General features: G+C 70.6%; 11 protein-coding genes. 1 reads left to right on the forward strand and 10 read right to left on the reverse strand.

The genetic code is table 11. The features are described 5' to 3' along the window. Nucleotides 1-6: 6 nt before the first annotated feature. The 10 genes from ACFXIV_RS39300 to ACFXIV_RS39345 all read right to left on the reverse strand — a co-directional run bounded on the left by ACFXIV_RS39300 (nt 7) and on the right by ACFXIV_RS39345 (nt 11,316). Nucleotides 7-1,158, reverse strand: coding sequence for a serine hydrolase domain-containing protein (locus tag ACFXIV_RS39300; RefSeq protein WP_379401368.1), 1,152 nt, complete (start codon nt 1,156-1,158; stop codon nt 7-9). Between the two features lie 108 nt (nt 1,159-1,266). Further along, nucleotides 1,267-2,769 (reverse strand): hypothetical protein, encoded by a 1,503-nt coding sequence (locus ACFXIV_RS39305; RefSeq protein ID WP_379401367.1) that lies wholly within the window; start codon nt 2,767-2,769, stop codon nt 1,267-1,269. 151 nt (nt 2,770-2,920) lie between these two features. Further along, complete coding sequence (gene iolD, locus ACFXIV_RS39310; protein WP_379401366.1) at nt 2,921-4,786, reverse strand: 3D-(3,5/4)-trihydroxycyclohexane-1,2-dione acylhydrolase (decyclizing); 1,866 nt, start codon at nt 4,784-4,786, stop codon at nt 2,921-2,923. Beyond that, nucleotides 4,783-5,685: a 5-deoxy-glucuronate isomerase gene (iolB, locus tag ACFXIV_RS39315; RefSeq protein ID WP_379401365.1), complete on the reverse strand. Its 903-nt coding sequence runs from the start codon at nt 5,683-5,685 to the stop codon at nt 4,783-4,785. Before iolB ends, iolD begins: the two co-directional genes overlap by 4 nt. Continuing rightward, on the reverse strand, nt 5,682-6,575 hold the full coding sequence (locus ACFXIV_RS39320) for an aldolase (protein WP_379401364.1): 894 nt from the start codon (nt 6,573-6,575) through the stop codon (nt 5,682-5,684). The genes iolB and ACFXIV_RS39320 overlap by 4 nt, the downstream gene beginning before the upstream one ends. Beyond that, the gene (gene iolC, locus ACFXIV_RS39325; RefSeq protein ID WP_379401363.1) at nt 6,566-7,504 is read right to left on the reverse strand and encodes a 5-dehydro-2-deoxygluconokinase; all 939 of its coding nucleotides are present in this window, start codon (nt 7,502-7,504) and stop codon (nt 6,566-6,568) included. Before iolC ends, ACFXIV_RS39320 begins: the two co-directional genes overlap by 10 nt. Further along, nucleotides 7,501-8,313 (reverse strand): ATP-binding cassette domain-containing protein, encoded by an 813-nt coding sequence (locus ACFXIV_RS39330; RefSeq protein WP_379401362.1) that lies wholly within the window; start codon nt 8,311-8,313, stop codon nt 7,501-7,503. Before ACFXIV_RS39330 ends, iolC begins: the two co-directional genes overlap by 4 nt. After that, nucleotides 8,310-9,365 (reverse strand): ABC transporter permease, encoded by a 1,056-nt coding sequence (locus ACFXIV_RS39335; RefSeq protein WP_379401360.1) that lies wholly within the window; start codon nt 9,363-9,365, stop codon nt 8,310-8,312. The genes ACFXIV_RS39330 and ACFXIV_RS39335 overlap by 4 nt, the downstream gene beginning before the upstream one ends. A 19-nt stretch (nt 9,366-9,384) precedes the next feature. Next, the gene (locus ACFXIV_RS39340) at nt 9,385-10,380 is read right to left on the reverse strand and encodes a sugar ABC transporter substrate-binding protein (protein WP_379401359.1); all 996 of its coding nucleotides are present in this window, start codon (nt 10,378-10,380) and stop codon (nt 9,385-9,387) included. Nucleotides 10,381-10,398: 18 nt separating this feature from the next. Next, the gene (locus ACFXIV_RS39345; RefSeq protein WP_379401358.1) at nt 10,399-11,316 is read right to left on the reverse strand and encodes a TIM barrel protein; all 918 of its coding nucleotides are present in this window, start codon (nt 11,314-11,316) and stop codon (nt 10,399-10,401) included. Nucleotides 11,317-11,568: 252 nt separating this feature from the next. On the opposite strand from ACFXIV_RS39345, the gene ACFXIV_RS39350 reads away from it, so the two are divergent. After that, on the forward strand, nt 11,569-12,573 hold the full coding sequence (locus tag ACFXIV_RS39350; RefSeq protein WP_379401357.1) for a LacI family DNA-binding transcriptional regulator: 1,005 nt from the start codon (nt 11,569-11,571) through the stop codon (nt 12,571-12,573). The last annotated feature ends 12 nt before the right edge of the window (nt 12,574-12,585 follow it).

A 12,585-nucleotide genomic window follows, 5' to 3' on the forward strand; every position in this document is an offset into this window, starting at 1 on the left:
CCCCGGTTACAGGGCGCTGTAGGTGGCGGCGACCAGGTCGTGGGCGCGGCGATCACCGGAGAGCCAGTCGCGGCGCAGGTTCGGAGTGAAGGCGATCGCGACACGGTTGTCGAGGTCGCCGAGGCCGAGTGCGCCGCCCGCGCCCGGGTGACCGAACGCCGAGGACCGGGCGGACTCGGGGAGGATGAAGTTCTCACACGGGAGCATGTATCCGAGCCCGAAGGCGCTCTCCAGCAACAACACCGAGTCGCGACCGCGCACCTGTTCACGCACCGCGGCGCGCAGCACGGCCATGGGCAGCAGCGCGCCGCTCACCAGGTCGCTGTAGAAGCGGGCCAGCGCGCGAGCGGTGGCGACCAGGCCGGAGGCAGGCCAGCCGCCCGCCAGGACCTCCGGCTTGTTGTACGAGCCAACGGGATTCGTAGAGGCGCGCATCGCGAGAGAGCCGGGGTCGCGATAGGCGGCGGCCATCCTGGTGACGGTATCCGCGTCGATCGGGCCGGGGTCGGTCCAGGCCATCTCCCGAGCGGGCGGGAAGGCGGTGCGCGCGGACCGCTGCGCGATGTGGGGCGGCGCGCCGATCCACAGCTCCGCGCCGAAGTAGCGGCGCACATAGTCGCCGACCGCGGATTCCGTGTGCCTGCGAACGAATTCGCCGACCAGCCACCCGAAGGTCAGCGCGTGATAGCCGTGTTCGGTGCCGGGCGTCCAGATCGGTTCCTGTGCCGCCAGCAGCGCCGCCATGGCCGCCGGATCCGCGGCCTCCCCGACCGGGACCGGGCGGTCGAAGGCCGGCAGCCCGGCGCGGTGGGCCAGCAGGTCGGCGAGCGTCGTCGATTCCTTGCCCGCCGCACCGTATTCCGGCCACCAGGTCGTCACCGGTTCGTCCCAGCCGATTCCCCGGTCCTGGGCCACAGCGAGGGCGGCCGTGGCGGTGAGGGCCTTGGTGCAGGAGAAGGTCACCACAGGGGTGTCCCGCTCCCAGGGCCGGTTCGCCCGCGTGTCCGCCACGCCGCCCCACAGATCGACGACCGCCCGCCCGTCCACGAAAACGGCGACCGCCGCCCCCGCGTTCTGCCCGTCGGCGAAGCTCGATTCGAACACCTCGCGCACAGCCCGGAAGGCGGGATCGACCTCGCCCTTCACGAATCCGCTCATGACCGAATTAGAACACGTTCTAGTTTTGGAGGCCAGTGCCCAGCACGACATGCACCGGCACCGGATACCTCGTGGAGATATCCGGTGGGGCAGCCAATAGCTCGCCGACTACTCGTCGACGCCGCGGAAATACAGAATGTTGGAGCCGTGCGAGGCGAGCGGCCCAGCCTCGGCGGCCTGGCGAATACCACTGCCGGGAAGACAGGTGAGCTTGGTGAACATGGTGGTATTACCGAACGCGGAGCGAACCTGGGTTTCGGAGGCGTAGTCCGCGCCGTAGTCGGACAGGACCTTGAAATCCAAGGGGGCCAGCGGCTTTTCGAGCGGCGTCTGGGCGGCGGGAAGACCGAGGGCCGCGTACTGGGTGGCGGCGCCGCCTTCGTACCAGCACAGCTCGTAGGACATCTGCTCGGTGGTGGTGACGCTGACGACCGGCCACTCCCGCGACAGGCGCAGCGCCAGCGGGTGGCGGCCGACGGGAGCCACCTCCCAGTTCAGGCTCTTCACCGAGACCCAGTGCTCGGAGACCTTCTCGATCAGGACCACGTCCCCGCCGAGTCGTTCGGCGCGGTTGGGCTCGGGTTCGGGTGTGCTCCAGTGCTTTTCGTCGACACCGAGATATGCCGAGCTGGGCACGGGTTGCGCGCCGTCGGCGGTGTAGGCGGCGAGGATGGCCGCACGCACCAGGGTGACGGCATTGCGCGAGGAGCAGCGCACGCTCAGCGCGCCGAAGGAGGTGCTGATCTCCACCGGCTTGGACGGCTGGTCCGGCAGCGCGCCCGCGGCGATCGGCTTGAGCCCGACCAGCGCCAGCTGCCAGTTGATCTCCTCGATGGTGGCCAGGTCACCGGCCGTCTGATAGAGGATCTGCTGCTGGGTCAGGTAGCCCGCGCGTTCGAGGGTGGCGCACTCCAGCTTGCGCAGGGCGGTGACGGTCTTGCTGGTGAATCCGATGTCCTCGACCCGGATCTCGCGCAGCCGCTGCGTCATGGCCGGGGTGGTGACTCCCGCGTAGCACTCGCGGTACATGGCCAGCGCCTGCTTGCGCTGGCGGCCCACCATGAGGGTGCGCAGCAGGGTGTTCAACGAGGCGAGGTAGCGGTTGGCCTGATCCGGGTCGGCGGCGAAGAGCCCGGCGCGGATGCGCACCGCGTCCTCCCCCGCGGCCACCGCGGCCTTGGGGTCCAGCCGGCACAGCCACACGCTGCACTTGGACAGCGCGTCCGCGGACGCGCCCGCCGCGAGCGGATAGTTCTGCGCCACATGCCGATACGCCTGGCAGGCATTGCGTATGGTGGAGGTGGCCAGCTCCCGGTGCCCGATGGTGCGGGCGGCCTGCTCGAACAACCGCAGCGCCTCGGTCACCTCGGCGGCGAAGGGCGCGGTGACATGCCCGGCGGTGAGCCAGCGCAGCCGGATGAGCACCGCCTCCTGCGCGGGCTCCAAAGCCGAGGCCGACCGATCCCGCTGGGCCGGGTCGTTCTTGGTCGCCATGAGCGCGCGGGCGAGCTCGCACAGCGAGGTGGCCAGTGCCAGCTCGGTTTCGGGCGTCCGGTCCCGCGCGGCTCCGCGATCCGCGGCCACCTGGCGCTCGATGGCGCTGAGATCCATTGCGACCTTCAAACTCCCGTAACCCGTGCACGCGCCTTCCCGATCGGCGACCGTCCGCGTGTTTGCGCCGAGTCTGCCATATATTCGGCGCGCGGGTCGCCCAACCGGCGGGATGCCCGGAGTTCCGCGTACCCGGGCGTGGCGGCGTCGATCATGCGGGACGCGTGTAACGCAGTTGCCCGGGCTTGTTCCGATCGTATTCGGCGCGTCCCGAGAGATGCTGCGGCACACCGACTTCCCACCAGGCGCCGGCCTCGGTCCAGGTCGACGGGCGGGTGCGGACCACCACGACCGCGGGCCGCTGCCCGGTGCGGGCGGCGTCGCGGGCGCCGGCGTAGGCGTCGCGGAACTCGCCGAGTTCGCTCGCGGTGAACACCGCGCAACCCAATGCCCGCGCGTGCGCGGCGAAGTCGACCCGGGGCGGGGTGGCGTGATTGGTGCGGCAATCCGCGTAGAAGTTGTTGAAGGGCTCGGCCCCCTGTCCCTGCTGCAGTCGCGCGATGACCGCGTACCCGTCGTTGTCACAGACCACCGCGACCAGCGGATGTCCGGCGAAGGCGGCGGAGAAGAGCTCGGAGTTGAGCATCAGGTAGGAGCCGTCCCCGAGCAGGGTGGTGACCAGACCCTCCGGTTGCGCGGCACCGGATTGCGCCCGGGCCAGCGCCGCGCCCCAGGCTCCGGCGAGCTCGTATCCCATGCAGGAGAAGCCGTATTCGACATCCATGGTCGGTAGGCCACCGGCAGCGCGCCAGCCGCCCACCAGTTCGCCGGGCAGCCCGCCGGAGGCGGTCATGACGTAGTCGGAGGCGCCGCTGAGATCGTTCACGGCGCCGACGATCTGCGCATAGCTGGGCGTCCCCGGCGTCGGCGCGCGCAGTTTGTCGATGTGCGCGTCCCAGTCCGCCCGAACCGCGGCGGCCCGTGCCGACCAGTCCGGGTCGGCGAGCCACTCGCCGACTTCGGGTTCCAGATCACGCAGGGTGGCGTCGGCATCGCCGACCACGGCCAGCGCGCCGTGCTTCACGGCGTCGAAGCGGGCGGTATTGATGTGGACCAGACGGACTTCCGGCGCGAAGACGGTCCAGGACGCGGTGGTGAAGTCCTGCAGGCGGGTGCCGACCGCCAGCACCACGTCCGCCGCCGCCGCGAGGGTATTGGCCGACGCCGCACCGGTGATGCCCAGCGGTCCCGCGTACAGCGGATGGTCGTGTGGGACCAGCGTGCGGCCCGCGGTCGTCTCGGTCACCGGAATCCCGTGGCGCTGAGCGAATTCCAGCGCCTGCCTGCCCGCACCGGAGTACCGGACGCCACCGCCGAGGACGAGCAGGGGACGGTGCGCGTCGCGCAGGACGCGGGCGGCCTCGGTGATGCCGCGCCGATCCGGCCGCGGACGCGGGACGTGATGGACGACCGGCTCGAACAGGGCGTCCGGAAAGTCGTAGGTCTCGGCCTGCACGTCCTGCGGCAGGGCCAGCACCACGGGCCCGGCCTCGGCGGGGTCGGTGAGGATCCGCGCCGCCTGCGGCAGGGTCGCGAGCAGTTGCTCGGGCCGGGTGATCCGGTCGAAATAGCGGCTCACCGGGCGAAACGCGTCGTTGACCGTGACGGTCGGGTCGCCGAAGTGCTCGACCTGCTGCAGCACCGGATCGGGCGCGCGGCCGACGAAGGTGTCCCCGGGGAGCAGCAGCACGGGCAGCCGATTCGCGTGTGCCACACCGGCGGCCGTCACCATGTTCAGCGCGCCCGGCCCGATCGAGGAGGTGGCGATCCCGACCTGCCGCCGCTGCGTGGCCTTGGCCAGCCCGACCGCCGCCAGGGCCATCCCCTCCTCGGTGTGCCCGCGCCAGAGCGGCAGCTCGTCGCGATGCTCGGCCAGCGCGGTCCCGAGGCCGAGCACATTGCCGTGCCCGAAGATGCCGAAAGCCGCGGGGAACAGCGGCACTTCGTCGCCCTCGAGGGTTTCCGAGCGCTGGGCGATCAGCCAGGCCACCAGGGCCTGCGCGGTCGTGAGCCTCATGCGAGCCGTCCTTCGTGGGAGGTGACCGGGCACCGCGGATCCGCCGCCTGGCTCGCCCATGCCGCCCGTATCCAGGTGTGCGCGGGGTCGTCGCAGAAGGCCATGGATCGCTCGGGCGCGGGCCCGGCCAGCACGTTCAGGTAGTACATGGGGTACCCGGGCGCGGCCGTGCACGGACCGTGATAGCCGTGCGGCACCAGGAACACATCGCCGTCCCGGACCGCCACGGTCTCGTCGAGCGATCCGTCGGCGGTGTAGATGTGGTGCATCCCGAAACCCTCGGGCCCCGTGGTGATTCCGTCACGCCCGGCGATGCGGAAGTAATAGATCTCCTCGTTGACGACCTCGCACTCGGAGGCCTCGTCATGCTTGTGCGGCGGATACGAGGACCAGTTCCCGTCGGGCGTGAGCAGCTCGCACGCGTTCAGCTTGTCGGCGTGCGTCCACGCGCCCGGCGTCCCGAAGTTGGTGACCTGCCGCGTCGCCCGCCCCGCCCCGCGCACCTCGACCGGAACCCGCTCGGCCGGACCGTATTTCGGGTCCAGCCGTTTCGTGCAGCGCGCCATCGGCAGCGCCACCTCGATCCCGTCCACCGTCGCCAGCTCCACCTCCGCGTCGCGCGGCACATAGGCGAAGTCGGTCACGCGGGTGAAAACCGAATCCCGCCCGGCGAGTTCGAGCACCAGCCCGTCCACCCGCACGGTGCACGCCCCGGCCAGCGGCAGCACGAACGCCTCGAACTCCCCGGTGCTCACCACCCGCCGCTCCCCCGCCGCCAGCCGCAGCACCCGCAACCCGGCGTAGGCCCAGCCCGCGTCCTCGGGGGTCAGCAGCACGGGATCACCCGAATCCGCCAGCGTTCCGGCCGGTCGATGCAGATCCTTCATCGTCGAGCTCATCGTGCCGCCTCCAGCACCTGGGCGGCGGCCTGCACCGCGCCGGCGACATCCCCGTCCGGCGGGTAGAGCAGGCTGCGGCCCACCACCAGGCCGCGCGCGACATCGTGGCGCAGGGCCGCGCCCCAGGAGGCGAGATCGGATTCCGGGTCGCCGGAGGGCGCACCGCCGAGGATGACGACGGGGAGTGTGGTGGCGTCCAGCACCGAGACGTCCTCGGGCGCAGGTATTTTCAGCCAGGTGTAGGCGGAGGTGACCCCGAGGCCGGAGGCGACGGTAATGGCTCGCTGCAGTGAGGCGGAGTCCTTGTGCATGGTCAGCGCACCGTCGGCGTCGCGGGCGTAGGGCAGCGGTTCCACCATGGCCATGAGCCCGTGTTCGGCCAGTTCGGAGACCGCGCGGGCGCAGGCCTCCAGAGTCGGGATGGTGCCGGGATCCGAATCGACCAGGCGCAGTAGCATTTTCCCGCCGTCGAGGCGGTACTTCACCAGCGCTTCGGCGTCGTAGCCGGTGAAGCGGTCGTCGATCTCCCAGTCGGCGCCCGCCAGCCCGCCGCGGTTCATGGAGCCGATGACGATCTTCTCGTGCACGGCGTCCAGCAGCAGCAACTCCTCCACGATGTCGGGCGAGCCGAGCACGCCGTCGACGGCGGGGTTGGCCAGCGCGATGAGCAGCCGTTCCAGCAGGGTGCGGCGGTCGGCCATGGCGGTGCGGTCGGCGCCGACGCCGAGCGCGCCGCGGGCCGGGTGGTCGGCCGCCACCAGGAACAGGGTGCCCCGGTCCGACAGCAGGTTCGCGCGTCGCCGCCGGTCGGCGTAGGCGCGCCGGACGGCCTCGGGGTCCGTGGCGCGGGTGTGCAGCAGTTCGTACCACCGCGCGTCGTTCAGGTGCACAGCATCTCCTCGATCTCGGCATCGGTCGGCATGGCATCGGCGCAGGCCAGCCGCGATGCCACCAGCGCGCCGGCGGCATTGGCGTAGGCGGCCAGGCGATGCGGAGCCCAGCCGGACAGCAGCCCGTGGATGAGCGCGCCCCCGAATCCGTCGCCCGCGCCCAGCCCGCACAGCACCTCCACCCGGCAGGGCGGCACCGTCCAGCGCTCGGAGCCGGTGGCGATGAGCACGCCCTCCGCGCCGCGCTTGACCACGGCCAGCCGGACCCCGCGGGCCAGCAGCCGGTCCGCGGCCGCGTCGGGATCGGCGGTGCCGACCGCCACCTCCACCTCGGTCCGGTTGCCCACCACCACGTTCACGTGATCGACCATCCAGCCGATCTCGGCGCGTGCCGTCGCCGCATCGGGCCAGAACATGGGCCGGTAGTCCAGATCCAGGACGGTGTGCCGACGCCGGGCCCGGCGTTCCAGGATGGCCCGCTGGGTGGTGCGGCCGGGTTCGGCGCTCACCCCGGTGCCGGTCACCCACAGCAGCGGCACGGAATCGACCACGTCCCAGGGGATCTCGTCCTCGGTGAGGGTGAGGTCCGGCGCGATGGGCGCGCGATAGAACAGCAGCGGCGGGTCCGCGGGCGGCTTCAGTTCGCAGAACACCACCGGCGTCTGCAGTCCCGCCGCCGTCCCCACGTACCGTGCCGACACCCCGAACCCTTCGAGGGCGTCGCGCACGAAATCCCCGAACCCGTCCGGCCCCACCTTGGTCAGCACCGCGGCGCGGCGGCCCAGCCGCGCCGCCGCCACGGCCACATTGGTGGCCGTGCCGCCGAGGAATTTCGCGAAGGTCGTCACCTCGGCGAGCGGCACCCCGCTCTGCTCGGGGTAGAGGTCGACGCCGACCCGGCCGATCGTCAGCACCTCCAGCTCGGTCACGGCACCACCCTCTCCAATTCGTGTTGCAGCGCCTCGAGTTCGGCGCCGCCGGCCATCTGCCGGGTCAGCTCGGTGAGATCGATCGCGGACTTCTCGTAGCTGCCCAGCGTGGCGCCCCGTTTGAGGAGCAGGAAGCGGTCGCCGACCGGGTAGGCGTGATGCGGGTTGTGGGTGATGAGCACGACGCCCAGTCCGCGATCGCGCGCCTGCACGACATATCGCAGCACCACACCGGCCTGCTTCACACCCAGGGCCGCGGTCGGCTCGTCGAGGATGAGGACCTTGGCCCCGTAGTGCACCGCCCGCGCGATGGCCACGCACTGGCGCTGGCCGCCGGACAGCGTGCCGACCGGCTGCTCCAGATCGGGGATGTCGATCCCCATGTCCGCCAGACCCTTTCGCGCGATGTCCTGTGCCTGCCCGCGGTCCAGCAGCTCGAGCGGGCCATAGCGCTTGACCGGCTCGGAGCCGAGCACGAAGTTGCGCCACACGCTCATCAGCGGCACCACCGCCAGATCCTGGTAGACGGTGGCGATGCCGAGGTCCAGCGCCGCACGCGGGGAGGACAGCCGCATCGATTGCCCCTCGATGCGCAGCTCCCCGGTGTCGTGCTGGTGCACGCCCGCCAGGATCTTGATCAGCGTCGATTTGCCCGCGCCGTTGTCGCCCAGCACGCAGGTGACCTCACCGGCTTTCACCACCGTCGACACGTCGCGCAGCGCCACCACGCCGCCGTAACTCTTTCCGATGCCGACCGTTTCGATGAGCGGCATCGCGGTCCCGGCGCTGTCGTTGTCCGTCGCGGTCATCGGCGTACCCTTTCCGCCCGCTTCTTGAATGCGTTGTTGACCAGCACGGCCGAGAACAGCAGCACGCCGAGGAACAGCATGAACCAGTCGCTGTTCCAGCCCGCCAGCACGATGCCCTGCCGCGCCATGCCGAAGATGAGCGCCCCGATGGCCGCGCCCACCACCGAACCGAACCCGCCGGTGAGCAGGCAGCCGCCGATCACCGCGGCGATGATGTACTGGAATTCCAGTCCCACACCCTGATTGGCCTGCACACTGGCGAACCGCAGGAGGTTGCACGCGCCCACGATCCAGCCCGCGAACGCGGTGGTCATGAACAGCAGGATCTTGGTGCGGGTGGCCGGCACGCCCACCGCGCGGGCGGTGGGCAGCGAGCCGCCGACCGCGAAGATCCAGTTGCCGAACCGGGTACGCGCCAGCACGATCGCCGCGATGGCGGTGACCACGATCCACCACACCACCGACGCCTGGATGCTGGCATTGCCGATCTTGGTGGTGGAGGCGAAAACCCAACCGGCGGACTGATATCCGTCCGCGCCACGCACGCCCGAGACCTGCACGGTGCCGGTGGCCCAGCGCGTCACACCGAGATTCAGGCCCTGCAATGCCAGGAAGGTGCCCAGCGTGACGATGAAGCTCGGCAATCCGGTGCGCATCACCACCCACCCGTTGAGCGCACCCACCGTGAGCGCGAACGCCAGCGAAACCACCAGCGCGAGCCACACATTCCAGCCCGCGTGCACCGCCAGCAGCCCGGTGATCAGTGCGGTGGAGGCGGTCATCACGCCGGTGGACAGGTCGAATTCGCCGCCGATCATGAGCATGGCCACCGCCACCGCCATGATGCCGAGCGTGGAGGCGTCGTCCAGCCAGGTCGAAATGCCCAGTGGCTTCAGGAATTTCGTGGTGACGAGACCGAAGAACACGAAGACCGCCACCGCGCCCAGCAGCGCGCCCACCTCGGGGCGGGCCACCAGGCGGTTGAGGATGGCCAGCCGATCCGGCGGCGGCGCGACCGTGGTGGTCTCGGATGTCGTTGTCGTCGTTGTCATCTCATCGTCTCCCGCCGGTTCACCGCGTGCCCTGGCCGACCAGCGCGGCGACGGCATCGACATTGCTCTTGTCCACGAACGCGGGGCCGGTCTGCACCGGATGGCCGCCGCCCACGGTGTTCAGGTTCGATTTGTAGAGCTTCAGCATCACCACCGGCAGATAGCCCTGCTCGTACTGCTGCTGATCCACCGCGAACAACAGCGTCCCGGCCCGGATCGCGCTCACCACATCGGAATTCAGGTCGAAGGTCGCCACCGTCGCCTTCGAGGCGGATTCCCGCACCGCGTCCACCGCGCGGGCGGCGATCTGCGAATTCAGCGTCAGCACCGCGTCGATGGAGCGATCGGCCTCCAGCGCGCCCTTGATGCGCGACTGCACATCGGTCGGGTTGTTGATGTCCACCTGCAGTGTGGTCGCGGCCCCGAAGCCCTGGGTGGCGCCGGCGCAGCGTTCGTTCGCGCCGACATTCCCGGCCTCGTGGATCACGCACAGCATCTTGTGTTTTCCGGCGTCGGCCAGCCGCTTCCCGGCGGATTCACCGGCCAGGCGCTCGCTCTGGCCGACGTGGCCGATGGCCCCGAACTGGACGCTCTCGGCCTCGCCGGAGTTGATGGTCACCACGGGAATCCCGGCGGCGACGGCCTTCTCGACCGACGGCTTCAGCGCGTCCGGGTTGGCCATGGACACCACCAGCCCGTCCACGCCCTGGGCCACGGCATTGTCGATGAGCTTGGCCTGCTGGGTCGGATCGCCCGAGGAGTTGTACTCGACCCGGACGCCGAGATCCTTCCCGGCGGCTTCCGCACCGTTCTTGACCACGTTCCAGAAGGCGTCACCGGGCGAGCCGTGGGTCACCACGGCCACCGACTTCAGGGTGCCCACCGCGACCGGTGCCTGGGCGGGTCCGGCGAGATCGGCGCCGGGGCCGCTGCAGGCGGCGAGCACGGCCGCCGCGGCGAGCCAGGGCGACAGGCGCAGCCAGCGGGGGCGGCGCGATCGGGAGATTGCGGACATCGTCGTCGTCACCTCCCACTAGATCCGAGCCGAGGCGAGACCAGCGCCGATCTCGGCCAGGTGTCGCAAGCTTCGCCGAGCGTCACCCGTCGGGCCCTCGGCGGTAGCGCCGGGACGCAATGCGGTGTCCTGCTCGATCACGTACCAGCCCCGGTATCCCCCGACGTGCGCCGCGCGGACCAGGGCCGCGATATCGACATCTCCGGTACCCAGCGGAACGTAGAGCCCCTGCCGGACGGCCGCGCTGTATTCGATACTGCCGCTGCGTACTTCGGCGGCCACGGCCTCGCGGACATCCTTGAGGTGGATGTGCCCGAGGCGATCCGCGTGACGGCGGACCAGATCGACCGGGTCGGTGCCGCCGATGAGCAGGTGCCCGGTGTCGACACACAGGTCCAGCCCGGAGTCGGCGAGAAAGCGATCGACCTCGGCGGCCGTCTCGACGTGGGTACCCACATGCGGGTGCAGGGCGACATGCAGGCCATGCGCGGCGGCGATCTCGCCGACCGCGGCCGCGGTGTCGATGAGGGTCCGCCATTCACGATCGCCGAGGGGTGTCCGGGTGTCGTACCCGTCCTGCCCGGTGGCGGCGGCCAGCACCAGGATCTCGGCGCCGGCGGCCGCGAACCGCTCGGCCGCGGCGCGGGCGGCGGTGACGGCCCGGCCGGGTTCGCGGTGCAGCGCCAGGGCGAGGAAGCCGCCGATCGGCGCAATACCGTAGGTGCTCAGGGTCTTCCGAAGCTCGACGGGGTCGTCGGGTAGGTAGCCGGGCGGGCCGAACTCGGTGGCGGTGATGCCGAGGTCGGCCATCTCGGCCAGGACGATGTCCGGTTCCAGGACATGCCCCCAGCCGGGGACCTCGCAGACTCCCCAGGAGATCGGCGCGGCGGCGATGCGCAAGGGGGTGATACGCAGTGGATGGAGCGGTTCGGTCATCGGCACTTCCCAGACCCGTCGTTGGCCATCGGTGAGGCTCGTTGGAGCGCTCCAACAATGTAACCTGGCTCACTCCGGTGTCAAGGGTTCGACATGTGCCGAAAAGCAGTGCGTACGCACGGAAAACGCTGTCTTCCAGGCGAAATGGCGCTGGATACCGATGTCCAGAATATCCGATTAGAGCGCTCCATTGCCTCGGGCCACGGCAACGCTGTAGCGTGCGACACACATCGATACCGACGGGAGGCGACCATGACCAGACCGACCATGGAGGACGTCGCCGCCCGCGCCGGTGTCTCCCGGGCGCTGGTCTCGCTGGTCATGCGGAACTCCCCCAAGGTCAGCGAGCACCGCCGCCGAGCGGTGCTCACCGCGGCCGCCGAACTCGGCTACCAGCCGCACGCCATGGCGCGGTCGCTGGCCAGCCGCACCTCCAATATTGTCGGGGTCATGGTGTCCGACCTGCGCAATCCCTTCTTCGCCGATGTGGTCGAGGGCATGGACGAGGCGGCGCGGCAGGCCGGGCTGGAGCTCATCCTCAATACCGGCCGCCGCAGCGCGACGCGGGAAAGGACCGCACTCGAGAGCCTGCTGGGCTTCCGCCCGGGCGGGGTCATCCTGCTCTCCCCGGTGCTGCCGGCCTCCGCCATTCGCGATGCGGCAGCGCGCTGCCCGGTCGTCCTGGTCTCGCGCACCTCCACCAGCCCGGCCGTGGACACCGTCAACGACGACGGCGAGCTCGGTGCCGCACTGGCCGTGAATCACCTTGTCGCCCTGGGTCATCGGCGCATCGTGCACCTCGACGGCGGCGCGGCCTTCGCGGCGCCGCCGCGGCGCAAGGGCTACACCGCCGCCATGGCCCGCTACCACCTCGAACCCATGGTGATCCCCAGCGAGCACACCGACGAGGCGGGCGCGGCCGCCGTCTGCACTCTGCTGAACATCTTCTCCCCCAGCACTTTTCCCACCGCACTGGTGTGCGGCAACGATTTCAACGCCGTGGGCGCGATGGCCGCGCTCGAACAGGCGGGACTGCGTGTGCCCGAGGACGTTTCGGTCGTCGGGTACGACAACACCTCGCTGGCGGCGCTTCGGCACGTCGCGCTCACCACCATCGACCAGCCGCGCACCCGCATCGGCGGGCTGGCCGTGGAGGCCCTCACCGAGCGACTGCGCGCCGACCGCACCGATCCGGTGCGCAAACGCCTGGAGCCGTCACTGGTCGTCCGCTCGACCACCGCCCCACCCCGCGACTGACAGGAGCCATCG

This window comes from Nocardia sp. NPDC059236, from assembly GCF_042754085.1.
GTDB lineage: Bacteria > Actinomycetota > Actinomycetes > Mycobacteriales > Mycobacteriaceae > Nocardia.